At 65.3% G+C, this 26160-nt stretch carries 18 protein-coding genes and 1 tRNA gene; 1 reads left to right on the forward strand and 18 read right to left on the reverse strand.

All coding sequences use genetic code 11. The annotated features are described in order from the left end of the window. Positions 1–49 precede the first annotated feature (49 nt). The 15 genes from IPK69_01445 to IPK69_01515 form a co-directional block, all read right to left on the reverse strand. A complete protein-coding gene (locus IPK69_01445) occupies positions 50–2248 on the reverse strand; it encodes a tetratricopeptide repeat protein (protein QQS09318.1) in 2199 nt (732 codons plus the stop codon). A gap of 124 nt (positions 2249–2372) precedes the next feature. Next, the gene (locus tag IPK69_01450; protein QQS09319.1) at positions 2373–3281 is read right to left on the reverse strand and encodes an anti-sigma factor; all 909 of its coding nucleotides are present in this window, start codon (positions 3279–3281) and stop codon (positions 2373–2375) included. After that, the gene (locus tag IPK69_01455) at positions 3278–3835 is read right to left on the reverse strand and encodes a sigma-70 family RNA polymerase sigma factor (protein QQS10388.1); all 558 of its coding nucleotides are present in this window, start codon (positions 3833–3835) and stop codon (positions 3278–3280) included. Before IPK69_01455 ends, IPK69_01450 begins: the two co-directional genes overlap by 4 nt. 299 nt (positions 3836–4134) lie before the next feature. After that, positions 4135–4983: a fasciclin domain-containing protein gene (locus IPK69_01460; protein QQS10389.1), complete on the reverse strand. Its 849-nt coding sequence runs from the start codon at positions 4981–4983 to the stop codon at positions 4135–4137. 283 nt (positions 4984–5266) lie between these two features. Beyond that, positions 5267–5938, reverse strand: a complete 672-nt coding sequence (locus IPK69_01465; protein QQS09320.1) for an OmpA family protein — start codon at positions 5936–5938, stop codon at positions 5267–5269. 189 nt (positions 5939–6127) lie between these two features. Then, positions 6128–7582: a prepilin peptidase gene (locus IPK69_01470; GenBank protein ID QQS09321.1), complete on the reverse strand. Its 1455-nt coding sequence runs from the start codon at positions 7580–7582 to the stop codon at positions 6128–6130. 44 nt (positions 7583–7626) lie between these two features. Then, on the reverse strand, positions 7627–7902 hold the full coding sequence (gene xseB / locus IPK69_01475; protein QQS09322.1) for an exodeoxyribonuclease VII small subunit: 276 nt from the start codon (positions 7900–7902) through the stop codon (positions 7627–7629). Between the two features lie 128 nt (positions 7903–8030). Further along, a complete protein-coding gene (xseA, locus tag IPK69_01480; GenBank protein ID QQS09323.1) occupies positions 8031–9683 on the reverse strand; it encodes an exodeoxyribonuclease VII large subunit in 1653 nt (550 codons plus the stop codon). Positions 9684–9809: 126 nt separating this feature from the next. Then, positions 9810–10415 (reverse strand): hypothetical protein, encoded by a 606-nt coding sequence (locus tag IPK69_01485; protein QQS09324.1) that lies wholly within the window; start codon positions 10413–10415, stop codon positions 9810–9812. Between the two features lie 169 nt (positions 10416–10584). Further along, on the reverse strand, positions 10585–11748 hold the full coding sequence (locus tag IPK69_01490) for a glycosyltransferase (GenBank protein ID QQS09325.1): 1164 nt from the start codon (positions 11746–11748) through the stop codon (positions 10585–10587). Between the two features lie 38 nt (positions 11749–11786). Further along, complete coding sequence (locus IPK69_01495; protein ID QQS10390.1) at positions 11787–12929, reverse strand: ABC transporter ATP-binding protein; 1143 nt, start codon at positions 12927–12929, stop codon at positions 11787–11789. Positions 12930–12971: 42 nt separating this feature from the next. Then, a complete protein-coding gene (locus tag IPK69_01500) occupies positions 12972–14570 on the reverse strand; it encodes an ABC transporter permease (protein ID QQS09326.1) in 1599 nt (532 codons plus the stop codon). 2 nt (positions 14571–14572) lie between these two features. Next, positions 14573–16099, reverse strand: coding sequence for an ABC transporter permease (locus IPK69_01505; GenBank protein ID QQS09327.1), 1527 nt, complete (start codon positions 16097–16099; stop codon positions 14573–14575). A 52-nt stretch (positions 16100–16151) separates the two neighbouring features. Then, the gene (locus IPK69_01510) at positions 16152–18161 is read right to left on the reverse strand and encodes a hypothetical protein (GenBank protein ID QQS09328.1); all 2010 of its coding nucleotides are present in this window, start codon (positions 18159–18161) and stop codon (positions 16152–16154) included. 55 nt (positions 18162–18216) lie between these two features. Continuing rightward, the gene (locus IPK69_01515) at positions 18217–19410 is read right to left on the reverse strand and encodes an ABC transporter permease (GenBank protein QQS09329.1); all 1194 of its coding nucleotides are present in this window, start codon (positions 19408–19410) and stop codon (positions 18217–18219) included. 156 nt (positions 19411–19566) lie between these two features. Here IPK69_01515 and IPK69_01520 point away from each other — a divergent pair, with 156 nt between their 5' ends. Then, positions 19567–20178, forward strand: a complete 612-nt coding sequence (locus IPK69_01520) for an NUDIX hydrolase (GenBank protein QQS09330.1) — start codon at positions 19567–19569, stop codon at positions 20176–20178. A gap of 105 nt (positions 20179–20283) precedes the next feature. Here the strand turns inward: IPK69_01520 and IPK69_01525 are convergent, their stop codons facing one another. The 3 genes from IPK69_01525 to IPK69_01535 form a co-directional block, all read right to left on the reverse strand. Then, on the reverse strand, positions 20284–20691 hold the full coding sequence (locus IPK69_01525) for a barstar family protein (GenBank protein QQS09331.1): 408 nt from the start codon (positions 20689–20691) through the stop codon (positions 20284–20286). A gap of 21 nt (positions 20692–20712) precedes the next feature. Then, a tRNA-Pro gene (locus tag IPK69_01530) sits at positions 20713–20786 on the reverse strand. 76 nt (positions 20787–20862) lie between these two features. Further along, complete coding sequence (locus IPK69_01535) at positions 20863–26073, reverse strand: hypothetical protein (protein QQS09332.1); 5211 nt, start codon at positions 26071–26073, stop codon at positions 20863–20865. Positions 26074–26160: the final 87 nt, after the last annotated feature.

The following is a 26160-nucleotide window of genomic DNA, read 5'->3' on the forward strand; positions in this document are numbered from 1 at the left end:
ACGAACCCCCGGATCCGAATTCTCCTCAACATCGACCCCTAACACAATCCTATTTTGGTGCGATTCCAAGGTACTTCCTGACCCGGTCGTGACGTGCCTGCTGCGCACTCTGCAACTCCTCGGCCTTGTCCGCCCAAATCTGGGCATCCGCCGACTTCCCCATCGCCTGAAAGACCTGCGAGGCCTGGAATGCAAAATACGGATTCCGCCTTTCGAGCCGGGCGGCCTCGAGGGTCTCCGCCAGCCCCTCGTCCATCCTGCCCAGAGTCGCGAGGACCATCCCGTAGTTGGCCCGCAAGGCCGCCACCTTGGGCTGGGCCTCCACCGCCGCCTTGGCCGCCGAAAGCGCCTCGTCGCTCTTTCCAAGCGAAAGCAGCATCGGTGCCGCCCGGGTCGCCGTAAGCCCTGCCCCGCCCTTGGGCCCCGTGTCGGTCTCCAGCCCCTTGTCGATCGCGATAATCGCCGCCGCCGCGTCCTGCCGCTGCATCGCGCTCTGCGCCAGATCCATCCACAGCGTCCCCATCCCCGGCTCACGCTCGGCCCACGCCCGCACGAACTCCTCGATCTGCGCCGGCGTGTGCCCCTGCATCACCCGTAACTTCACCGCGTCATAAATGAGCGACGCCAGCAACTGACGCTGCTCGCGGCGCGGCCCCAGCGATGACGCGTCACGCACGCCATCCAGCCTTAACTCGATCGCGCGATCGATCGCCGCCTCGGCCTCCTTGGGCCGACCCGCCACCGCGTGCAGCCACGCCACCCGCTGCTCCGTCGCGACATCAAGCGTCCACCCATACCCGCCACGAGCAAACGACGCCGACCGCAAATAGTGCTTCAACGACCGATCGGCTAACGCCACCTGGTCCGGGTCGGGCGTGTACGACGCCGAGAAGACCTGCGCCTCGTTGGGCTTGATGTCCCACTCAAGGTACCCCGCGAAGTACCGCTCCCAGCGAACCCACGCACCCCAGAACCCAAGCAACGCCAGCCCGATCGCGCATGGCACAAACACCATCCCAGTCGGCGTCAACCTCCCGCGAAGCCGCAACTGCCTCGTCGACAGCCGGACATTCGGCGTCGTCAAGACCCGCCACAACTTCCACACGCCAAACGTCGCGATCGACCCAAGCCCCGCCGACATGAGCAGTGGCACCTGCGCCCAAAGCCCGCGGAACCCGAAGAACGTGAAGATCACAAACACGAACGCAAGCACGGCCTCTTCGCCCAGGGTCGCGTCGTACAGCCCCGAACGATCCGCACGCCGACGCTGTTTCGCCGCCCCCGTTCTCGGCTTCGTGAACACACTCGGCTTGCCAAACTTGAACGACAACGCCTCATTCGGGCACACGCTCACGCAGTCCAGGCACTTCATGCACCCGGGATCGACAACCTGCCCGAAATCCCGAACCTCCTCGTGAACTCGAACATTCGACGTGCACACCGCCGTGCAATGCCCGCACCCCTCGCACCGCTCATTCACCACGATCTTCCCGACCGACACCAGATCCGCCGGCCCGAACAGCCCGCCATACGGACACCCATACGTGCAGAACCCCTTGTTCCCCAGGAAGTACACCACGGCAAAGCCGCAGATCGCCAGAAACGGAATCCCGATATACCACGGCGCGAACGTCGCCCAGAAATCCTCGACCATGAAGTGCGGGATGAACTCGGGCCGCGGAACGGGATAGCCAAGGTATCGAATCGCCCAGGTCACGAGTTTCGTGCCGCCGATCGCATGCAGCAGCGGCCACACCGCCTCTCGCTTCAGCGTCGGCCACACAAACATGTACAACCCCATCGCCAGCGGCATGAACAACAGCAGCCGAGTGCGGAACGGCTTCGGATGAATCCCGATCTTCTTCAGGAACGCCCCAAAGAAGTCCTGCATCGCGATGATGTGGCATCCCCACCCACAGAAGAACCGCCCGAAGAGCAGCGTCGACAGAATCGCCAGCGCAAAGAGCACGAACCCCGCGTTGATGAGCCCCGACTCGAGCGTGAACATCGACTCCGACGGCTCGATCGGGCTGAGCGTCTCGCGGACGTCATCACCCATCCCCGACATCCACCACTGCACCAGGTGCACCACAAAGACCACGTGCACCAGCACGAGCACGAGGAACCGCCACCGCGTCATCTTGGAGCGTGCAACGCGCGGGCGATGCCCATCCGTCTGCACCGGAAGCGAGACCGTGCGACCACCCGTGGCCTCCTTCGATACCTTCGTGCACGCGGCTCGACCCATCGCCAGTGACCACTCCTCGCACGACCGCGGACCGCACCATCGCGATCACTCCGGCCCGCAAGAGCCTAGGCCAATTCCGCGAAGAACCTCACCAACAGGCACAGGCAGCGACTGACACACGGTCTCAACCCGGGTTCGTCGGCCTCGCCGCGATGACCACGCGACGCTTCATGTCCGAGACCCACGTCCCGCCCTTCTTCTCGATGGTGATCGCGAACGCCGCCGCCTTGTTGACCTTCAATCCAGGCTTAATGGGCACAACCTGCGACTTTGACCCGTCCCCAGAGAAGATCGCCCCGCTGATCCGCTGCTCCATCCCACGCTCGGCGTCGATGATCCACAACTGATACTGCTCGTCGGCATTGGACCGCGGAAGACCGCCAAACTCCAGATACCCGCTCTGACGCAGATCCGACCACACCAGGTCGCCCGTCACCCCGGCCACCTCGGGCGCCTGCCCGTCCACCGCCCAATCGCCCCACGACAGGATCGTCGCGTCGGGCTGCGACTCCTCGAACCGCTCCTTCAAGACAGCCAGCGAAGGCCCGGGCTTGGGAGGCAGCAGCATGTACACCCCGACGCCGACAATGAGGGCCACCACCGCCGCCATCGACAGCCGCTTCAATCGCTCCAAATTCGACGTCGTGTCCGCTGGGCCAACACCCCTCGCGATCGGAATGGGCGAGTCCGCGACCGCACCGTGCCCCGCCGCCCGACCGGCACAGAACGACGCTCCCGCACGATCGAGCCGCGCGACCAGCGACGCCGAAGGCCCATCAGCCGCGCCCCCCATCGTGCCGCTCGTCGACTCGTCATTCATCATCGCCAGATACGCCTCCGCGGCGGCGAGTTCCATCGCCTCCCCCGCTGCTTCGGCCTCGTCACGCGATCCGGATTCACGAAGCAGCCGATCGAGTTCCTGCGCCTCCTCGCGCGTGAGATCCCCGGCCGCGCGCCCCGCGAGTAGTTCAAGGAGCCGCTCATCGAGCCCGGAATGGCCTCCATCACGACGATTCGGAGGTTGCACGCTCATGTCGCGACCTCCCTTCGCTCGGAGAGCAAGTCACGCAGCCGAATCAGCCCACGCCGTGCGTGCGTCTTCACTGTGCCCAGGGGCATATCCAATGACCGCGCGATCAACTCGTGCGAGAGCCCGCGGAAGAGCGACAGCCTCAGCACACGCTGCTGATCCGGGCTGAGCCGATCCAACGCCTCGACCGCACGCTCCGTCGTCGCGGGAAACTCGCTCACGCTCGAGCTCTCTCCGCGACCCGCCGCCGAGCCGCGCCATCCTCCCACCCGAGCCTCCGCCTCGATCGCCTCGGAGAGCGCCACACCATCCGCCTGCCTCGACACACGCCGGATCCGATCGATCGCCCGCCGCCTCGCGATCATGGCGACAAACGCGGGCTCCGACGCGATCGACGCGTCGAACCGATCCGCCGAACGCCACAACTCCACGAAAATGTCCTGCACCGCATCCTCGGCTTCCACGCTCGGCACCCCGAGACGCCGCACAATCGACCACACGAGTCCCGCGTATCTCGCATTGAACTCGCGCACGCCGGCCTCTTCGCCACGCGCCACCGCCGGGAGAAGCGGCTCCTGGAGTTGATTCGGTTCGGGGACCACGTTCGAGCCAACGCCCTCCTTCACTCGTGTCCATCGTACCCGTCGGGCGGGGCAAGATCCCACCACCAACTGCACAAGGTCCACGACTCCAACTCGCGCCAACGCCAACACCGCACACCCTCCCCAACACGCTCCATCGCTTCAACGCTTCGACACGCCCCACGTTCCGGATTCAGGCAGCATGGTCCAGAAATGGCGAGGGCCCGGGATTCCGCCCCGGGCCTCGCCGCACAACACAAGGCTCGGCCTTGAACCTACTTCTTCTCGGGCATGATCACCGTGTCGATCACATGGATCACGCCGTTCTTCGCGTCGAGGTCCGCCGCGACGACCTTCGCCTTCCCGACCATCACGCTCCCGCCCTGGCTCTTGGTCGTCACCGTGGAGCCCTCGAGCGTCTTGACCGTCGCCCCCTTCGCCGCCGCATCGCTAAAGACACGACCCGGCACCACGTGGTACTTGAGGATCGAGGCGAGCGTCTCCCGATTCTCGGGCTTCAGCAGGCTCTCCACCGTCTCCTTCGGCAACTTCGCGAAGGCCTCATCCGTCGGCGCAAAGACCGTGAACGGCCCCTCGCCCTCAAGCGCGCCCACCAGGCTCGCCTTCTCCAAGAGCATCGCGAGCGTCTTGAACTGGCCCGCGTCGAGAGCCGTCTGAACGATCGTCTTGGACGACGGCATCACCACCGAGTCGATCACATGGATCACGCCGTTGCTCGCCATCACGTCCGTCGCGATGACCTTCGCCCCGTCCACCATCACACTCCCCGACGCAGCCTTGATATCCAGCCGCTGACCATTCAGCGTCGCAACTCCACCCGTGGCGACGTCCTTCGCCAGCACTCGCCCAGAGACGACGTGATACGTCAGGATGCTCGCGAGCATCGCCTTGTTCTCGGGCTTGAGGAGATTCTCCACGGTCCCCTTGGGGAGTTTGGCGAACGCCTCGTCATTCGGGGCGAAGACCGTCAACGGGCCATCACCCTGCAGCGCCTCCACCAGCCCCGCCGCCTTCGCCGCAGCCAGGAGCGTCGAGAACGTCCCAGCCTTCGAAGCCACCTCGACGATGTTCCCCGTCGCGTGCGGCGATTCGACCTTCGCCATCGCCTTGTGATCGCCCGACGATCCGCTGCATCCGCCGGCCAGCGTCGTTCCCGCGAGAGTTAGCGCACCAACAGCCGTGCCCAAAAGGGTTGTCCACTTCATATCCATCTCCATGTCCAGGTTTCGAGTCTCGTATGGCCGAGTCGCACCGCACACCGCGGTGGGGCCTCACCCAAACGTTCGAGGGTCATCCGCGAGTGGATTCACCCGCATGCACCACAAAAACAAAGCGGCCCGGATCGCTCCGGGCCGCCAGAATGATTTCTCAACCGATCAACCGGCGTCACGCCCCGGCGATCACGATCTCCACGCGACGGCTCGCCGCCTTTGAGCCCTTGGGCTGCGTCGAGCCAAACCCGATCGCCGACATCCGATTGTTCGACAACTTCTGCGAGAGATACGTCCGCACGGCCTCGGCCCTTGCCTGGCTCAACGCGTCATTCGAGGCCCACTTGCTCTTGCGGATCGGATCCGAATCGGTGTGACCCTCGATGCGGATGGTCGAGCCGTTGTACTGCGAGCGAATCTGCCCCGCGATCCGATCCAGCGTGCGCTTTGCCGTGGACTTCAGCGTCGCCGAGCCGGAGTCGAAGAGCACCTCGCCGGCGATCTCGGCGACCATCTCACCATTGGTGTTTCGGTGGAAGTCGCCGCCGTCGTTCGCGTACCCGCCGTTGCTCCAGCCGCCCGAGTTGCCCTGAGGCTGCTGCTGAATCACCACCGGCGCTTGCGCGACGGGTTGGCTCCGCAACTGGTTCTCAAGGTCGGCCAGACGGATATCACGCTCGCGATTCTCGCTCTCGAGTTTCGCGTTGCGCTCCCGCAACTCCGCTGCCTCCTGCAGCGCCAAGTCATACTGCTGCTTCTTGCTCTTCGAGCATCCGGTCAGCGTTGCCGCGACCATGAGCGCCACCAGGAAAAGTCCTCCGACTCGTGTAATGCGACCGCGATCCATCGTCAGCCCCTATCCAAAGGTTGTTCACAAACACGCCGATGGGCGACCCATGCCGCTGCGGCGCACACGCATGATATCGGCCCGCACGCCAATTGTGCCCCAAAACGCAGACCTTGCGCACAATCACGCAACCAACAGACAATCAACACCAACCGACAGACACCCCATCTCCGCCAACTCTCCGCACGCTCAAGGAATCGAATACACCTCCCACGCTCCAAGGTGCGGCACCAACCACCGTATCAGCAAGGGTTTACAGACCACCACCAGCACCGTCGCCACCGCCAGGAACGGTCCGAGCGGCATCGACCGCTTGAGCCGCCCCCCAAGCACCAGCCCGAAGATCGCCCACAAGATTCCCACAAACGCCGACCCGAGGAACCCCAGAGTCGCGTCGATCCACCCCAGGCACGCCCCCACCGCCGCCATCATGTGCACATCGCCTAGCCCCATCGCTTCCTTCCCGAATGCCAGTGAACCCGCGATCCGAACGAACCACACCGCCCCGCCCCCGATCAGCATCCCCAGGAGTGCCCCGGCCAGCGCGTCGAGCCACAAGGGTGCCGAGTGCTCGCACACCAGCCCAAACCCACTCGGCGACGGCCCACACCCCGCCACCTTTAGCGCCACCCAACCGCCAAGAAGCCCAAGCCCGATGACCGGCGCAAGGAAAATCACCTCACGCAAAACCTCACGCCTCGCGTGCGGATATCCACGCCAGACCTCGGGGTTGAACACGAACGCCTCTTCATCCGCCGAGAGTTCGTCTTCCTCGGCCTTTTCGAGTGACAAACCCACGACCGCGGCTGTGGCCGGCTCGATCGTTCCCGCGTCGCCCGGCGTCTCCGTTGTTCCCTCGACGTGCTTCTCGCGATGCAGCGCGCGCAATCTTGCCACCTCGCCCCGCTCCCACTCCTCGGCATCAAGAAAACTCCGCCGAATCAGCCCCGTCGCCATCAGCACGTTCGCCAAGACCAGCCCCGCCGCCCCGCCCAGTGCCAGCCCGATCCACCACACGCCCCACCCCTGCCCCCCGGGCGAAGGGATCACCCACGTCCACCCCGCGGAAGGCACGAACTTCAGTCCCTCCCATGACGAGACCCACGCCGCATACGCCGGATGCACCACCAAGCCCAACACCAACGGCACGGTCGTCAACGGCGCCGGAATCGTGAACGTCTTCGCGTCCACGATCGTCATCGCCACAAGGCACCCCAGCAGGATCAGCCACATCACAAAGATCGGCCACGTCCACTTCACACCGATCCCCGCCCACGCCGGAGCCATCGCGTGCGGCGCCCCCATATGTCCCACGGCATCGGGCAACCCATAACACAGCAGGTACGTCGCGACAAAGAGAAAACCCACGATCGCCTCGACGATCGGATACTCCGCCGAGACCCTCGCCGAGCAGAACCGGCATCGTCCGCGGAGCATGATCCACCCGATCACCGGGATGTTCTCACGCCACGTCAGCCGCGTCCCGCACGACGGACACGCCGACGCCGGCGTCACCACGCCCAGCCCCCTCGGCAGCCGCCACACCAGCACATTGATCAGCGAACCCACGCACGCCCCAAAGGCGAACATGAACCCGAGCATCACCACCCGGTGCATGAACTGAAGAAACTCCAGATCTCCCATGCGTTCCCGCCTCCATGCGGGGAGCCGACGCCAACTCGCGGCCCTTAGTCCGCCTCGGCCTCGTCGTGCTTCGACAGTTCGGCGTTCAACTCCTCAACCCGCTGCTCCACACGCTTCAAAATGTCCTTGCACCGCTTGAGCAGCCGCACCCCGCGCTCATACTCGCTCAGCGATTCCTCCAGCCCGATCTCGCCCGACTCGATTCTTTCGATGATCGACTCAACCCCCTCCAAAGCCGTCTCAAACGGCATGGAGTCGCCCTCGTCCCCACCCTTGCCCTGACGTGATCGCGGTGCTGCCACGCGGGAAGTTAGGTCCATTTTCGCCCAAGGTCCAACGAAGATTGCCGCCAGCCCAGAGCAGCGCAGCCGATTTCCTACCCCAACTCGTGGCACAGGCGTCTCGCCTGTGTCTACTCCCTCTACTCCACTGAGTAAAAACCGCTTTCCTACGCGAACAGCCCAGGCTCCCCATCCTGCGGTCGCTCCGGCTTTTTCGCCGAGGCTCGTCTTGGTGTAGGCCCCTTCGCCGACCCGTCAACCACCGACTCCACCCGCCCATCCGCAACCACCGTCGTCAAACGATCGCCCGGCGTGACCGCGCCCACGCTCCGGATCGCCCGCCCATCCGCCCCCAGCGTCACGCTGAACCCACGCCGGAGCACCTCCGCCGGCCCCACCGCCTCCAGCGTCCGCTCGGCACTCTCCACATCCTTCCGCTGCCCCACGACCCGCGATTGCACGACCTGCCGCAGCCGATCCATCGCGCTCTCCAATCGCGCACGCAACGGCACACCATCCCACGCTCCCTCAAGTCTTAGACGTGACCGCTCGACCGACGACGCCAGCATTGCCAGCCTCGCGCTCGGCCGATTCAACCGAAGCCGAGTCGCCATTCCCTCCGCGTTCCGCCCCGCCTCGGTCATGGCCTCTTGGACCGCATCGCCCAACGAATCCACCGCCGTCAGCATCCGCTCGCGCGCCATCGCCAGGGACGTCTCCGGGCGCGCGATCCCCGGACGCCGCTCCAGCCCGCGCAATCGCTCGGCATAGATCCGCGTCGCGCGCGCACACGCGCCATGCAGCCGTCGACGCATCGAATCGGCCTGACGCGCCAGATCCTCTCGATCGGGCGTCAACCGCATCGCGGCCTGCGTCGGCGTCGCCGCCCGCACGTCCGCCACCAGTTCCGCGATCGTCGTGTCGGTCTCGTGCCCGATCGCCGCGACCACGGGAATGGGCGACCTCACGATCGCCTCGGCCACAACCTTCTCGTTGAAGGCCCAGAGGTCCTCCATCGACCCGCCGCCCCGTGTGACGAGGATCGCGTCCACGCCGAGCGCCCGGTGTCGCGCGCCCAGCGTCGCGATCGCGCGTGCGACCTCACCCGCCGACCCTTCGCCTTGGACGCGCACATCCGCCAACACCACGCCAACAGCCGGGCACCGTCGTCGCATCGTGTCGAGCACGTCCTGGAGCGCCGCCCCCGTCCGGCTCGTCACGACGCCGATCTTCCTCGGAAACGCCGGAAGAGCCCGCTTGCGCTCGTCGGCAAACCACCCGAGCGCCCGGATCTCCTCGCACAACTTCCGAAACGCCAGTTCGAGCGCCCCCACGCCCACCGGCTCGATCGAATCGACGATGAACGACACACGCCCGCTCTTGGCATAGAACTCGACCCGCCCGCGGGCCACAATCGATTGACCGTCGCCGGGGCGTATCTTCGCCTTCCGGGCCGCCGACTGGAACATCACGCACGACACTACAGCATCAGCGTCCTTCAGCCCGAAATACCAATGGGTGCGGTCCGTGAAGTTCGAGACCTCGCCCACGACGCTGATCGTTCCGGGGATGCCCGTTGATAAAGCCGTATCGATCCGTGCCGCGAGTTGCGAGACACTCAGCGGCGAGCCCTTGCCCTCGCGCGACAGAGCACTGCCCACATCCCCCGGCGGCGTCGAGCCCGCACCAGCGCCCCCAGCACCCGCGGCGGTGTCCCGACCCCGCATCCGCACGGGCATCGACCTGGCATCAAAGAGTGATCGCTCCACATCCCAGCATACGCCAACACCGAACCCCGGCTTCATCGGCGAGAGACTCATCCAAAAAGCAAGGACGCCGGCCCAAAGGACCGACGCCGTTGCCGCGCCCGCATGAGAGAGTTACGGGCAGCCACCCACGAGATTGACGCGCGTCTCACACACCCCGTCGACGCGCACCCAAGTCTCTTACTTCCGCGCGTCCGCGACCTTTGTGCCCTCGGTCAGCGGCCCATGGTACACGATCACGCTCGACGCCTTCATCGGCGTGGCGCGGACCTGCATCTTCGACCGATACCCCGTGACCTCCGGATTCAGACGGAAGATCGCCCGCGGCTGGATCGGGCCCTTCTTCTGCACGATCATGTCCCGCTCGACGATCGGCGCCGCGCTCGACTGACGCGACGGCGCATACGCCGGGTTCCGGAACGTCCGCACGCGGTTCACATAGCCACGCTCTTCCAGCCAGCGGTTGCGAGCCGTCTCGAGGTGCCGATCGTCCTGCCGACCCCACGCCGGGATGGAGACCACAACCTGGCCCACGCGGACGTGCACCGACTGGTGAGCGTGCGAGGCACCATACGCCCCAGGACCCTCGCACCCACACGACGTGTTGTCGCGGCGAGAGTGCCACTCGTTCCCCGACCGATTCGTCACCGTGTAGACGCTCGGCTCACAGTGCCGAGTCGCGATCGCACGCCCGAAGTTGTTGTACCCCGCGAGATGCCCCGGATCCTCGCCCCCACACCCGCCGAGCGCCGACATCGCCAGCGCCGCCATCCCTGCCAGAATCATGCTCCGCCTCTCTTTCGATGTTCACACCACGACCATGCCCGCACTCCGGCGAGCGTCACCATTCAATGTGCATCAATTCTGCCGAGTTTGCAACCTTATCCGCCGGCAACGCCCGCACAATCGTGTGATTCGCCCGATCGGGCGGTGCTATCGGACGCTGCGAAGCCAACTACGCCCGAGATCTCGCCGGAAACGGGATGGGGTCCGCCGCCCGGATCGCGTCGTAGGCGTCAAGGACCGCGCGAAGATAGGCGCTCGCGCGTCTCGACGACGCCGCGAAGGATCGGGCCGAGTCCGCCTGCTTTCTCGCGACGCCCGGCTCACGGACAACACGCGTGATCGCGGAGGACCACGCCTCCACTGTCGCCGATTCCACGATCGATGCCGTTTGCCCGTCGATGAGCACCGAGTTCATCGGGTCCTTCGAGGCGATCACCGGGATCCCGGTCGCGAAGGCATCAAGAACCATCGTCCGCTGCTCGCCGTTGGCCTCGGGCAGAAGGATCAGATCGCCCTCAAGAACCAGATCCCGTCGGTTCTCCAGTTCCGCGACCATCGACAGATTCGCGATGAGACCGGCCCGCCTCGCCGCCGCCTGCACGCCCGCGCGCTGCCCCGTGTCGGCGTCGCAGAAGACCATGAACTCCACGCCTGACGCGCGAAGGGCGCCGAGCGCCGCCACCGCCGCCGTGTATCCCCTTGGATCCCTTCCCGCGCCCACGATCATGATCGACGCCAAACGCCCCGGTTCGAAGATCGGCGTGGCAATCGTCGGCGTGATCACGCCCCACAACGCCTCACGCAACTGGATCGGACGCGACGACGCCCCGGCCCTGGAGAACGGATTCACCGACGTCGAGGTCAGCTCGCCCAGCACCTTCGTGATGCACGAGTCAGGCGACAGAAACGTCGTCGAGACGCCCGCCCGCGTCGCGAACGTCCGAACGCGCGGCGCCAGCCCCGATCGCCAAACCTCGATCAGGAGCGTCGAGCCGATCTCCCGCGCGATCGCCTCGCCCAACTGCCACGCATTCCCGCCGAAGACATGCACCGCATCGATCAAGGGCCCCGCAGGGCTCACGGACGGAAGATCCAGGATCTCGTCGATCTCACGCTCCACGCGACGGGCCGCGGCCTCAAGCCCCGCCTGCCACAACCCGACGTGATAGGGAATAGTCCTCGCCACGATCGGCGATGGGGCGTACGACATCGACGTCTCGGGCATCGCGCGAAAGACCCGAACTCCTTCCGCAGCCAGACCGATCTCGAGGCGCGCAAGGAAGCTCTGCTCCCGCACCGCGAAGATCTCATCCGTGAGCGTCAGCACTCGCATCAGGCAATGGTAGTGCCGCCGCAGCAGTCAACCAGAACTCACGCCGTCGCCATCTCGCGACGGAATGCCAGATCGGGGACGTGATCCATGTGCCCCGCCGCCCCCTCGGTCCGCCACACCCCGACCCAGTGCGTCTCGGTGACCTGACGAAGGACATACTCGCCCCCAGGTCCCGAGAGCGGCACGAGGTCCTTCGGCGGCTCGTGCCAGGGCCACCACGGCCTCACGCCCTCACTCGCCCCGGGTAACTTCGTGAACTCCTCGGGATTGTCCACGATCTCGCGGATGGTCACGAGCCTGTCACGACGCGCCCCCAATCGAGGGATCGAGTTCAAGAGCCCCCGCGTGTACGGGTGCATCGGGCGGTCGAAGAGTTCCGTCACCGGCGCATACTCCACCACGCGCCCCGCGTACATCACGCACACGACGTCGGCGTTCTCCGCCACCACGCCCAGGTCGTGCGTGATCAGCATCACCGCCATGTCCCGCGTCCGCTTGAGTTCCGTCAGGAGATCCAGAATCTGCGCCTGGATCGTCACGTCGAGCGCCGTCGTTGGCTCATCAGCCAACAGCAGCCGTGGGCGGCACGCCAGCGCCATCGCGATCATCACGCGCTGACGCATGCCCCCCGAGAACTGGTGCGGATATTGCCCGATGCGACGCTCGGCCTCGGGGATCCCCACCGCCTTCATCGACTCCAGCGCGATCGAGTACGCCTCATCACCCCCCACCGCCTGATGCAGCAGCACGGCCTCAGCGATCTGGTCGCCCACCGTATATACAGGGTTCAGGCTCGTCATCGGTTCCTGGAAGATCATCGCGATCTCGTTCCCACGAATCGCACGGATCTGACGCTGATCCAGCCGCAATAGATCGATCATCCCGTCCTGCCCCGCGACACCCAGCGACGCCAACTGGCGCGAGCGAAACCAGATGCTCCCGCGATCAAACCTGCCCGGCGGCATGGGAATCAGTTGCAGCATGCTCATCGCCGAGACGCTCTTGCCACACCCCGACTCGCCGACCACCGCGACCGTCTGACGCGGATAGATCGTCAGCGAGTTGCCATCCACGGCCTGGATCCTCGGGCCGCCGCGATTGTCGAACGAGACGCCCAGATCACGGATCTTGACGAGCGGCTGCTCGGCGCGGCGCTTGGGCGCGGGCGACCCGGGCCCCATGTTGAACGTCTCGATGATGGTGGGATCGTCCTGCATGGCGCGTCACACCCTCGCCTTCTTGAGTTTCGGGTCGATCGCGTCGCGGAGCGCCTCGCCCATCAGGTTGTACGAGAGCACCGTGAGGAAGATCGCCGCCCCGGGGAAGACGCCCAGCCACCACATGAACGCCCCGACGTTGTTCGTGGTGTCCGTCAGGAGGCGTCCCCAACTCGACTGCTCCTCGGGCCCAAGCCCCAGGAAACTCAGCGTCACCTCCGCTGAGATCGCCACCGCAATCCCGAACGACGCATCGACCAGCACCGGCGTCACGCCATTGGGCAGCATGTGCTTGAACAGGATCGACCGCAGCGGCAATCCCAGCGCTTGCGCCGCCTGCACGAAGTCCTGATGCCGAAGCCGCATGAACTCCGCCCGGATGAACCGCGCCGCCCCCGTCCACGTCACGCACCCGATGAGCGCCATCGTCACGTATAAGTTCCGAGGCAGCACCGCCGCCGCGATGATCAGCAGGAAGAGCACCGGCATCGCCATGAACGCCTCGACGACGCGCAGGAGGACCATGTCCACCCAACCGCCGAAATAGCCCATGAGCGCCCCGATCGTCACTCCGATCGCCACCGCGATCCCCGTGCTCACCAGCCCCAGCGAGATCGCCACCCGGCAGGCGTGCATCAACTGCGACACCACGTCCTGCCCGAACGAGTCTGTCCCGAGCCAGTAGACCGACCGCCCCGGAGTTCGCACCGCGCGCCCCGAGTTCAACTCGTCCAGACTCGCCTGCGTCATGTCGCTGGAAGTCAATGGCGGGAGCAGGTCCGCCGAAATCGAACGCTGATTCGGCGAGAACGGCACGAGCGTAAAGACCGCCTCCGCCCGCCGCGACTCCACCGCCGCCTGATAGGGAAACGTCTGCAAAGGCTTACGCCACCACACCGACCCCAGCAGCACGATCACAACCGCCGCGAGAACCGCCCCCAAGAACTTGCCCTTTCGACGAAACGGCAGCACCAGCCCGAGCACGATCGCCGGAATCAACGCGACTCCCAGCATGACCAGCGGTCGTGCCGCGTTCAACGTCAATCGCCCCCACATCAGCGGACGCGACTCGATCATCTCGCGCTTCGTCCCCCCCATGTCCGCGATAAACCTCAGCACGAACGACCCGGCGATCAGCCCCGCGCCGCACGCCAGGAGGAACCCAGTGAGAACCCCAAGCCGTTCCGATCGTGAGAGACGCTTCGCGAGAAACATCCACGCCCCGCCGGCAAACCCGATGAGCAAGAGCAGCACATCGACCGAACTCATGTTCTCCAGAATCGGCGACGTCCACCCGCCCCACTCCCCCGTAGGCATCTTCACGCGATACAGGATCGGGTGCCCATTGGCAATGATCGGTGAGAAGAGCGCAAAGAAGAGCACGATCCCCAGCCACACGATCGCGAACCGAGCCCCGCCTCGCTTCGCCACGTGGTCCCACGCGTCGGCCCAGAATCCCTTCGCCGGCTGCACGCCAAGGCCCTGCATCAACTGCACGCCCGTCACCGTGGCCATCGGCCCCGGCGCCTGCATCGCCTTGATCTGTGGTCCCTCGCTCGTCATCGACTCGTGTGCGCCTTCCTGTTTCAGAGTGGCTCTCGCCACGACTACTTGTAACTGATCCTCGGGTCCGCGATCGCATACAGCACGTCCGCGATCAGCAGACCCACCATGCTCACGATCGCGATCATCATCGCGTTCCCCAAGAGCAACTCCCGGTCGCGCAACTCGATCGCCTGGATCACCAGCGTCCCCATCCCGGGAATCCCGAAGATCCGCTCGACAACCACACTCCCCGCGAGCATCGCCGGGAAGACATTCGCGAACATCGTGATGAGCGGGAGCAGGCTGTTGCGGAAGACGTGGGCGTACACGATCGTCCTGTTCTCCACGCCCTTCGCCTTCGCCGTCCGCACATAGTCAGAGTTGAAGTTGTCCAGCATCGCCGCCCGAGTTTGCTTGCTCAGCACCGCGAACCCCGTGTACACCAGGCACGCCACCGGCAGGCCCAGATGCCACAGCATGTCGAAGAGATACCCCCTCGTCCACCCGCCCTCGCCCATCGAGGGCAGAAACGTCATCCCCTCGGCGGCCCGATCATGCAGGCCCGTCGACGGAAAGAGCATCAGGTTGTTCTGCGACGCCAGATAGCCGCGGAGCAGAATCCCCCCCAGCACCACCGGGATCGACCACATCGCAATGAACTTCATCCCAAGCAGCACGTCGATCCACCGCCCGCGGTGGTTCGCCGCCAGAATCCCGCTCGGAATCGCGATCGCGTAGATCAGCGGGATCGCCAGCAGATTCAGCCCCAGCGTCACCGGCAAGGCACGAGCGATCTCGCTCGAGACCGTCTGGCCCCGGGAGAATACGGTCCCCAAATCGGGCTTCGCGATCGACACCGACCCCGGCACGATCGACACTCCCGACGCCTCGAACACGGGCACGTCGAACATCCCCAGCAGGGCCGCACGAGCCGAGATCGCCTCACGATAGATCCCGATGATCCGATCGCCCGCAACCTTCACGGGCCTCCACGACTCGCTCGTCCGATCCGGCGTCACACGCCCCAGAACGCTCGACGACAGATCCTCGCCGGGCTCCGTCGTCACCTCGATGTCCAGTCCGCGAAGATACTCCGCGATCGCCACGTTCAATGCCGCCCGAGCGCCGATGAAGTCCGAGCGACCCTTCGCATACGCCTCCTTCGCTCGCGTGAATGCCAGCGTGCGACTCTCGTCCGTCGTCAATACCGATTCATCCGGCTTGATCGGCGAAGGCTCCACGGGGAGAGAATCCACGAACCACTCCCACGCCGGCGGCACAGGAATCTGCCGAGGGCGAGCCTCAACCTCTCCCGAAGGCCGCACCATGTCTCGCGGCCCAAACTTCAGCGGGCTGATCCGCCTCAGCCATCGGACGTACTGCGAATGCACAGGGTCATTCAACCCATATCGATCGTCGAGGTACGCCTTCTGGACCCACGACGCCTCTTGTCCGCCGCTCCCACCCGACTGCCGAAGCGCCGCCCCCACGCCGCCCGGTGCGAGAGCCACGAGCATAAACAGCAGGTACGAGACGCACAGCAGCGTCGGCACCATCAGCAGCACGCGTCGTGTCAGATAACTCAGCACGCTCGCGGTCCCCTGCGCCTCGCGCCCATCGACAAATCAGAGCACACCACAATCACGGCTCGACCGCCGACGCCGAGCCACCGCTCTTCACAAACAACTCTTCATACTGGAAGCCGTTGCGATACTCCGTGAAGTTCCCGATCCGCTTGCTCACGAATCGGTTCCACGGACGCTCCACAAGGAACGTATACGGCTGCTCCTCGTGCAGGATCGTGTGCAACCGGTGCCAGATCTTCAGACGCTTCTCAGGGTCGAGTTCCTGACGCCCCTCCTCGATCAGACGATCCGCCTCGGGGTTATTCCACTGCGCAAAGTTGTCGCCCTGATTCTGGATGTACCGGCTATGCCAGATCTGCTGCGGGTCGCTCTCCGCCCGCGAGGGGGACCAGCCCATCGTGATCGCGTCGAAGTTCCGCCGATCCATCTCCTGCATCAAGACCGACCAGTCCATCGTCCGCAGCGTGCACTCGATCCCCATGATCGCGCACTGGTCCTTGAGATACTTCGCGAGTTTGTCCGTCAACTCGCTCCCCTTGGCGAACGAGAACTCGAACCGGAACGGATCGCCCGCCTCGTTCCGCAGAATCCCCGATCCATCTCGATCCACCCACCCCGCCTCCGCGAGCAGACGGCGCGACGCCTCGAGGTCATACGGCCAAGGCTTGATCTCCGGGTTCGCCTGGGGAGTCGAACTCGGGAACGAACCCGTCGCCGTCCGGGCCAACCCCTCATATAGATCGTGCACCACCACCTTGTCGCGGTCCAGCATCATCGTCATCGCACGACGAACGCGCCGATCCGCGAACGGCGTCGACTTCCCGTCACGCTTGTCGCAGTTCCATCCAATGAAACTGTACCCCGAGCGGATGTTGTACCACGAGTGTGCCTCGCTGCGCTCCAGCCAGGCCTTGTCCTTGATCTTCGTCACGTACTGCAGCGAACTCGGCTGCGTGACGTCGCCGCTCGCGTTGTCGAACGCGATCATCCGACCCTGATCGTCGCTGATCACCACAAACCGCAGCCGCTCATACGCCGGCTTGGGCCCCCAGTACGCCTCGTTCCGCTCGAGCACGATCGGCTCAGGAGGCGCCCACTGCGTCTCCTTCGAAACCGACCGGAAACGAAAAGGCCCCGACCCGACGACGCGACCCGTCGAGCGGTTGTACTCCTCCGCCGTGAAGTCCTTGTACACGTGCTTCGGCAAAATCGGGAACGTGTTCATCGCCGCGTCAAGGTTGGTGAAGATCACCTCCTTGAACGTGAACTCCACAGTCTTGTCGTCCACCCGCGTGATCGAGTCGATGACATCCGTGATCGATCGCGGCCTCTCCGCCTCCACCTGCGGGTTCCGCATCCACTCGAACGTCCACAGCACATCGTCCGACTTCACCGGCTCGCCATCGCTGAACCGCGCCCGCGGGTGGATATGCACGCGGAGCCACGTCCCGTCCGGAGAATACTGCCACGCGTCCGCCAGCACCCCCTCCAGCACCAGTGACTGAGGATTCAACTTCGCGAGATACTCCACCACACGCTCAAAGACCCACGCCCCATACACGTCCTTATAGACGAGGGGCATCACCGTGCTCGGCTGGGCATTGATCAGTTCCGTCACCTCGCCTCCGCGAGAGAACCCGGGCTGCCCGGTCGGATCCGTCACATGCTCGAACGCCGGCTGCCATGAGATGGCCACCCCTGGCCTCGCCCACGCCGGGTGCCCCCGATCCGCGGGATCCGGCTTCGCCTCGTTCGTGTCACCCGAGTTGTTTGCGCTCGTCGTGGGCGCGATCGTGACCACCGGTTTCCACGCCGCCAACTTCTCGTCGATCGACCGTTCAAGGTCGCGGATCTCCCGACCGACCTGGTCGACCTTCACGCTCTGGTCCTCATTCGAGGATTGCAGACGCCCGAGCGTGGACTTCATCTCGCCAATGTCGGCCTTCGTCTGCTGCAGTTCCTTCCACTTCCGGTCGTCCTGCATCATCCCCAGGAAGACCAGAACACCCACGCCCAGAACGAGCAGCACCAGCACGAGGTCCTTGAGTCCAAACTTGCTTTGCATGGCTCTCCAATCGCCAGTTCTCAGCGGGCATTCCCAACCAGGGCCGATGCAGACCTTAGCGCCCACGCCGCTTCGGATCGAACCCCTCCCGCAACGCCTCCCCCACAAAGTTCAACGATAACAGCGTCACCCCCAGCAGCACACACGGCGAGACCAGCAGCCACCAGTGCGACCGATACGGGTTCAACTCGTCCCGACCCTCCGCCGCCAGGTTCCCCCAACTCGGCAGCGGCGGCTTGATCCCGATCCCCAGGAAACTCAGGAACGATTCCTGCAAAATCGCCTGCGGCACCGTCAGCGTCGCGTACACCACGATCGGCCCGATCAGATTCGGTAGCAGATGCCGCACAAACACTCGCGACCGCGACATCCCGATCGCCCGCGCACTCTCCACAAATGGCAGCGCCTTGAGCGACAGCACCTGCCCACGCACCACCCGCGCCAGCGTCAACCAACTCATCGATCCGATCGCCACCAGCAGGATCCCCACATCCAGCATCGATCGCGTGGACCCCGACATCACCCGAGGCGGATACTTCGCCACAGCCTCACTCCGCATCGCCTCCGCACGCTCCGGATTCGCCAGCAGCCACCCTCGCACCGCGCGATCCGAAACGCTTGCCGATGCCGACTCGCGCATCACCTCTCGCACTTCCGCAGACACATACGCCTCCTGCGCCCGCGTTCGCGACTGGTACTCATCCACAACCGCATCCCCCGCGACCGCCAAGAGCACCACCAGCAGCACGTACGGCAATCCATACAACACATCCACCGTCCGCATCAGCGCACTATCCACAACACCCCCGGCATATCCCGCGATCGCCCCCACCATCGTCCCAATCGACACCGACACCAACGCCGCCAAGAGCCCCACCGCCAGCGAGATCCCGCCCCCCGCCAGACACCGGATCAGTACGCTCCGCCCCAGCGCATCGCTCCCCAACCAGAACCGCGACGAGGCTCGCCCATCGTCCTCAGAATCGCCATTCGCAGTACTCGGCGCACGCCCACCCGCCCACCACGGCCCAACCCGAGCCTCCGAAGTCTCCCCGGCGTTGTACCTCGCGACGCCGTCCGCCCCACTCCCAAACGTGAACGGCAGCGTCGCCACGCACGCCACCACCATCACCACCAAGGTCACCACACCAAACCTCCCACCCCCGCCCAATCGCAGACGCGGCCTCACCCGAGGCCGATCCAGCGTCACCTCACCACCACCCGCCGAACCGACACCATCTCGTGGCACAGGCGTCCCGCCTATGCCTACACCCCCTCCAACTCCCATCGGCATGTGGTCAGGCTCCATTCCACCAGCATTCTTCGGTGCATCCGCCATCAACCCACAGCGTAGCGTCGCGCGAACTCATCCCGGCCCACACAACCATCCAATACAATCGCCGCCATGACCCAACCGCCAGAGCCATCACGCCCTACACCCAACCCGCGCGCCGTCCTCCCCTGGACCATCGAGGCCGAGCGCCACCTCGTTACCTCGCGCGTCTTCGACATCAACGAGCGCACCATGCGCTCCCGCCAGGACCCCACTCGCGTCGGCGACTTCGTCGTCATCGATTCTCGCGACTGGGCCAACGTCATCGCCATTACCGACGATCACCACGTCGTCATGATCGAGCAGTTCCGCCACGGCCTCAACGCCATAACCCTCGAACTCCCCGGCGGCATCGTCGACCACGCCGAGGACCCCGCCGAGACCTGCCGCCGCGAACTCCTCGAAGAGACCGGCTACACCCCGACATCAGGCACGCCGATCGAGATCATCTCCCGAGTCTCAGCCAACCCCGCCATCCTCACCAACCATGTCCACACAGGCCTCGTCCGCGGCGTCACCAAGGCCCACGCCCAATCCCTCGACGAGCACGAAGAAATCGCCATCCACCTCGTCCCCCTCGCCAGGATCCCCGAACTCATCAACTCAGGCCGAATCCACCACAGCCTCATCGTCGCGGGCCTCGGCGCGCTCGCATTCCGTCTGGGAGCGAAAATGAATGTGTGAATCGTGTACGAAATGCGATGTGAATCAGGGTGACAGTACGCCAATAGAACTTTTTGTGGCCGGAGTTCGGTCTTGGAATGGGCCTCTCAGGATCGCACTTCGGACTCAATCCAGCAACAACTGCACCCCGTCTTCAGCCTCCTGACCTTCCGGACCATGCTCCCGGATGATCTCCACGAGCCAGTCGAAGACGGTGGACCCGGTGCCCTCCTTGGCGAGCTCCAGTTGTTCAGCAACTGCGGCACAGTTCGAAGGATGGCAACGAATCAATCGACTCTGAAGTTGGCGCACGGTCTCCCGATAGCCCAAATGCTCCCTCGACCGATCGCTTTGCACCCACCGCAGCACAAATCCACCTTCAGGCGTCCCGAAACCGCCGCGGAGAATGTCATTGAACGCATTGAGGTTCCGTCCCCATGCAGCGCCGGGGATCAACACTCGCTCCACCTCGTCGTAGAACCCTTCAAGCGTCGAGAACTTGTCGCCATCAATGACGAACACAGGCTTCTGCACAGCCTCTCCTAAAAGCACGAATCAGGGTGACAGGATTTGAACCTGCGGCCTTCTGGACCCAAACCAGACGCTCTACCAAGCTGAGCTACACCCTGGACCGCACAGTGTATGGCCACGCCGACGGGCGCATGCCGGGACACGCCTGGCCGCCCGCTTTCCTGATCGTGGCGACTACAGCGGCACCTCGCGGAGCATCAGGATCCTCGGCTTGTCGCCGCGCCGGACGACGTTGCTGCGGTCGACGACCATGAAGAACCGCTTCTGGAGGCTGGGGACCATCGGCGCGTCGCTCCCCGACGCCGCGGGCTGGCCGGGCGTGCGGAGGCCGTCGACGTCCTCGCGGGTGTAGCCGTTGATGATGAACCACACGCCGTAGACGTCGCTTCGCGTCGAGAGCGACCCGAGCGCCCCGCCGGCGACGGCGAGTTTCTGCTCGTAGTCGTCGCGGATCGCGTTGGGGATCAGGTTGGAGGAGTTGTTGGGATCTTCGTAGAGGCCGAAGGAAACGCCCTTGCGGCTTGAATCGCCCGGGAGGTACCCGAGGAAGTCGATGTTGTGCGTGGCTCGTGCCGTGTTGGTTGGGTTGGTCAGATCGCGAGCCCTGGCGAGCATGATCTCGCCCGGCGTGCGGAAGCCAGCGTCCTCGCGAATCCCGGGCACGCCCGTGAGAACAGATCGCGCCGTTAGTTGGTTGTACTGATCCAGGGGCACGCCCGCGGCCTCGGCGAACGAGACGAGTTCGGGAACGCCGGTCACCGGCACATTCCCACTCGACACACTCGACTGGCGGAATCGCTCGGTCGTCTTGTCGCGGAAGGCGACAAGCGTCGTGGCGAGATCGGAACTCGACGTGAGTTCGGTCGATCCGGCGCCGCCGGAAGACACCCACCACCACCGCTTCTGCCCCTGCGTTCCACCCATGTCCGGCAGCGACGGGTCGGTCGGCGTGGCCGCGGTATCGAGATCCGGGCTGAGCATCGGCACGGCCCGCGCTACGGGCGTGGGCATCGTGTTCATATTCACCACCCCCGACCGCGACCGCGTCAGCGAGGGCGGACGGACCGTGAACAAGTCGAGCACGTTGAGCGCCAGCGGCGTCGCGGGCGCGCGCTGGGCGTCCGTCCCGGGTGTGTAGTTGGCATCCGCATCCACATCGAGGAAGGGGACGTAATCATCGAGCACCAGCCGCCCGCGATCGAGGGGACGGATCACGTCGGTCTGGGGAACAAGACTCGGATCCACCACCGTCGTCGCGCCGAACATGTCGCACGCCACGGCGCTGGTGTCCGCGCCCAGAGTTCCCAACTCGCGCTCGTATCCATAACTCAGGGCGAGCGCCTCGGAGAGCGTCGTCCACTGCACATCGGTGTCCGTGAGCCCAACACTCGCCCACTCCGCCGGCACCAGCGCGTCGGGCTGGTGCATCGGCCCGATCGCCAGGGGCATGAGCATGTCCACGACGCGCAGTCGTGTGGAGTCCGTGGGCTTCCCCGGAGGCGGGTTTGATTCACCAACACCAGGTGTGCGCGTGAATCGATCCGCCGAGAAGTAGTTGTTGTCGATCGGGATCTCGGTATAGATCGCGTTGAACGGGACACCCGCGACGGACGGTTTGCCGTTGACCGGGTTGGAGGTGTTGCTCTGGTTTCGCGGGGCGTTGGCCACTTCCGGGACGAGGGTGTTACCGATTTGGCTTGCCCGCCAGGCCTGGAACGAGGGAGCGCCCGCCACGCCGGCGAAATCGCTCCGCGGAATCGTTGCTCCCACGTTGTTCTCGCCGCCGTGACTGTTCCACGAGTTCCCCGAGGCCTCGACCTGCTTGCGTTCGAGGCAGTACGCGGGGATGGCGCCGAGGGGGATCGTGCCACCGCCGGTGCCCGCGTTGGGGTCGGACGGGCGACGAACCCACTCGAAGAGCGACATCGCGAACCCAGACTCGCTCCCCGCATCGGTGCCCTGGATCGTGACGTCGCCATCGGCAAAGCGCACGTCCATGTTCGACGCCGTCGGCGCGCGGAGACGATCCACCAGGAGGTCCGTCGATTCGAGATTCACGCCGAGTGGGTCGCCGTCGATCGTGGCCTCGGGCGTACCCGGCACGCGCATGGTGCGCCACAACTGGGCCGTCTTGTTCTCCAACTCCACCGGGGCGGCCTGCGTGTCCTTGTAGATCAGTTGCCCGAAGGTGTTGAACCCCGTGTTGCTCGAGCCGCCCACGCCGCTCTTGAACGTGTTGGCGATCAGGCGGGGCGAGGGGCGACCGGAGTTCTCGGCGATGCCGAGTTCGCCCGGCGCGGTCGTCGTGTCGGGCATCATCTCGGGGATCCAGTAGGCGTTGCTGACACCCTCGCTGGTGCTCGCGATCATCCGGCGGATGATGGTGTTCTCAAACCACAGCGGGTCGTTGTATTGTGCTGGTGTGATGTTCGAGTCGGCCGGATGCAGCCGGTCGCGGAGGATCACGCTGGGGATCTGGCTGAGGGCATAGACCACCACGGTCTCGCCCGCGGGGATCTTGATGGGGTTCATGGTGATCCCGAGGTTGCCGCCGCCGGCCGCGCTCGGTTCTTCCTTCAACCTGACCAGCGGGAACGTCCGCCCGCCGAACTTGATGTAGTGGTAGTCCTTGAAGGTGTCGAAGGTTGGGAACCGTGGATCGGCCACGTCCACGCCGTCGGGCCAACTCCCCACGCCCGTCGTTCGGTCGACCGTGGTATACCCGCCAAGATCGATGTCCACGTTGAACGGGTTCGTCAACTGGAACGCGAGCACGCGGAAGAGAAACTCGTCGTTGGCCTTGGTCACGTCGCCACGGATCTTGACCTCGTTGCCGGGGCCGGGCGTGCCCGTGTCGTCCGTCCCTGAGTCGGCATAGACCGTGATCATGGTCATCGCGGTCAGGAACGGCTCGGCCTCCACACCGATCAGGTCCACGGCCTTGGCCCGGGTCTGATCGCTCCGGCTTCGCTGGGCCAGACGCGACTGCGTCGGATCGCGATACCGACCGGCGTTGTCGACCGCGCTCGACACATAGTCGAGATCCAGATCGTGCCCCGCGTGCCACCACGGATACTCCAACGGATCAAGCCCGTTCTGCCGGGCCGAGCCGTCCAGGAGGAGTGTGTACACGCTCGGCTCGCCGTTCCTGTCGTAGGAGTCGAAGAGGTTGAGCGTCATCCACGCGGCGTGGTAGATCGCCTGCTCGGCGCCGCGCCCGCCATAAGTCAGCGTCGCCTCCGCCGCCCCGCTCCCCGTCGGGTCCTGCCACGACCCGGCCTCGTTCGAATACGGCAGCAGCGCGTTGGCGTAGCCTGTGAAGATCCGGTTGAGCGTGTGGTTCTCCGCGCGCTGGTCCGCGGTGCCGAAGATCGGCTGCCGCGCGGGCTGCTGAGTCACATAGTCCTGCGTGGGCTGCGTGGGATTCTTCGCCTGGCTGAAGCGCAGCAGCGTCGCCGCATCCACGCGAAGATCATCCGACGTCAGCACGTCGGGCGAGGCCCCGGCCGCCGCGCGGATCTCTCGAGCGCCGCTCACCGTCGTGAGCAGGCGGCGGATGTCGCTGTACGCCAACTGCAGCGCCTGCTCCGACGCGTCACCCGTGGGCGAGGCGGTCGTCATCGTGAACTCGGCCCGGTGCGAGCGGTTGTCGCGCAGGGGCGAGTAGTCGGGAAGGGTGTCGAGCCTGCCCGAGACCGCGAGTTCGAGGTCCGACCGGACGTTGTCGTTGTTCACGCCACGCCGCGTCATGAGTTCGAGGAGATCGGTCGAGCCGAACTGCCCCAGCCAGAGCACGTCGACAGGATTCCCCGAGGTGTCGCGCCGATAGACCGCGCCCTGGTTGTCGGCCTCGAGCGCGTTGTAATACGCCTCGCGACGGGCCGCCTGGCTCATCGCCCCGGTTGTGCCCGAGGGCGTGAGGAAATCCCAGAACGGCCATTGGGTGACCGGGTCGTCGATCGTGTGGAAGAGTTTGAAATCGTCGAGCGGGTCGGGAGTCGTGCCGTCGCCGTCGCCGCGATAGATCGGCCTGGTCTCCCAGGGCGACTCGCCGACGAGCGGCGCCGAAACGCCAGCGCGCCGCGACATCGTCAGCACGCGATACGCCTCGCCGCCGATGAGGAGCGCGGCCTGCGGGTCATAGTTCGAGTAATCGTCAAGCGTCGCGGGCAGGCCGAAGATCCCGTCATACCCGCCGCTGGCGCCGTTGAACGCCGTCTCGTCCCAGGTGCTGCCGCCCTGCAGGAGTGTGCGCACGCTGACCTCGGTCGGCGAGGACCCCACCGGGTGCCCAATTTCGGGCGGCGCGACGAAGTCCCCCGCGGTGTTCACGTTCACCAGGCCCGAGAGGTCCACGACCTTGGTCGCGATGAAGAGGCGATACTGCGGATCCTCGCTGATCGCGTTGAGCACACCCAGCGGGTTGCTCGCGTCGCGGAGTTCCTGCCAGATCGCGTCGAGGTACCCATCGCCATCGGCATCGGCGTACATGTTCAACAGGTTCCGCGGGTCCGACGCCGGATAGTTCGCGTCCATCGCCGGGCGGAAGAGCCACCGCTGGCCCGTCGCGACGTCCCATGGCCTGGGCGTCGGCCCGAGCGACACTCGTGCCACGCCCGCCGCGTCGCCGATCTTGTACAGATTCGCACTGATCCGTGGCAACCCGTTCGCGCCCGTGCCAAACCCCGACTCGGCGTCGAAGTTGCCGCGAAGGTTTGCGAGATTCACCGCGCGACCATCGGGCGAGACGAGCGAGAGCGTCGCCCAGTCGCGGTTCCTTCGGTGCGCCGGCTCGTTGTACATCGGATCCGAAGCGTCCCCCAGGAACGACGGCGCGTTCGGCGAGAGGTACGGATCGGTGTCCCGCCAGAGCGTGGGGATCACGACCGTGGCCGACGTCGAATCACGCCAGAACGAACCCGTCGGCGTGAATCGAGCCTGGTTCGCGCCCGTCACGACCGAGACGACCTGCGGATTCACGCTCGGATAATCGAACGCCGCTCGGGTGGTGACAAACGGCGGCGTGCCGCTTGTCGGCGAGATCTCGACGTCCAACGCGTCGTCACCAATCACCCCCGCGATGTAGTTCGCGACATTCTCCGGGATGTTCTCGACCCGATCGGCCTTGGCGATCGCGCCGCCCTTCTGCCGGTCCGAGAGCCCGATCCCCGCATAGATCAGCGTCAGCACGCCGATCACCGCGAGCATCCCCACGACCATGAGCAGGAACGTTCCCCTGCGACGCCCCGGCCACGCGTGCCCGCCCGTCGAGCCCGAGAGCAGGCGCAGCACGCCCGCGCCCTTCGAAGCGAGGCGAACGATCACGCGAGCCGGCAAAGTCCGCGACTCGTTCGAGGTTGCGCCCGTGTTCATGTTCCGGCCCATGTCCGCTCCTTCCGATACACCATCAACCCCACCCAACCATCTCCCAGCACACGCCGACTCTTGGTCCGAGGCTCGACGCGGCTCGAA

The organism is Phycisphaerales bacterium (assembly GCA_016699835.1).
Lineage (GTDB): Bacteria > Planctomycetota > Phycisphaerae > Phycisphaerales > UBA1924.

Coding starts and splice junctions, on each gene's coding strand:
- IPK69_01445 (QQS09318.1), bottom strand. CDS start 2,248: ATGGGTCGAGCCGCGTGCACGAAGGTATCGAAGGAGGCCACGGGTGGT.
- IPK69_01450 (QQS09319.1), bottom strand. CDS start 3,281: ATGAGCGTGCAACCTCCGAATCGTCGTGATGGAGGCCATTCCGGGCTC.
- IPK69_01460 (QQS10389.1), bottom strand. CDS start 4,983: ATGGCGAAGGTCGAATCGCCGCACGCGACGGGGAACATCGTCGAGGTG.
- IPK69_01465 (QQS09320.1), bottom strand. CDS start 5,938: ATGGATCGCGGTCGCATTACACGAGTCGGAGGACTTTTCCTGGTGGCG.
- IPK69_01470 (QQS09321.1), bottom strand. CDS start 7,582: ATGGGAGATCTGGAGTTTCTTCAGTTCATGCACCGGGTGGTGATGCTC.
- xseB (QQS09322.1), bottom strand. CDS start 7,902: ATGGACCTAACTTCCCGCGTGGCAGCACCGCGATCACGTCAGGGCAAG.
- xseA (QQS09323.1), bottom strand. CDS start 9,683: ATGAGTCTCTCGCCGATGAAGCCGGGGTTCGGTGTTGGCGTATGCTGG.
- IPK69_01485 (QQS09324.1), bottom strand. CDS start 10,415: ATGATTCTGGCAGGGATGGCGGCGCTGGCGATGTCGGCGCTCGGCGGG.
- IPK69_01490 (QQS09325.1), bottom strand. CDS start 11,748: ATGCGAGTGCTGACGCTCACGGATGAGATCTTCGCGGTGCGGGAGCAG.
- IPK69_01495 (QQS10390.1), bottom strand. CDS start 12,929: ATGGGGCCCGGGTCGCCCGCGCCCAAGCGCCGCGCCGAGCAGCCGCTC.
- IPK69_01510 (QQS09328.1), bottom strand. CDS start 18,161: ATGCAAAGCAAGTTTGGACTCAAGGACCTCGTGCTGGTGCTGCTCGTT.
- IPK69_01520 (QQS09330.1), top strand. CDS start 19,567: ATGACCCAACCGCCAGAGCCATCACGCCCTACACCCAACCCGCGCGCC.
- IPK69_01535 (QQS09332.1), bottom strand. CDS start 26,073: ATGGGCCGGAACATGAACACGGGCGCAACCTCGAACGAGTCGCGGACT.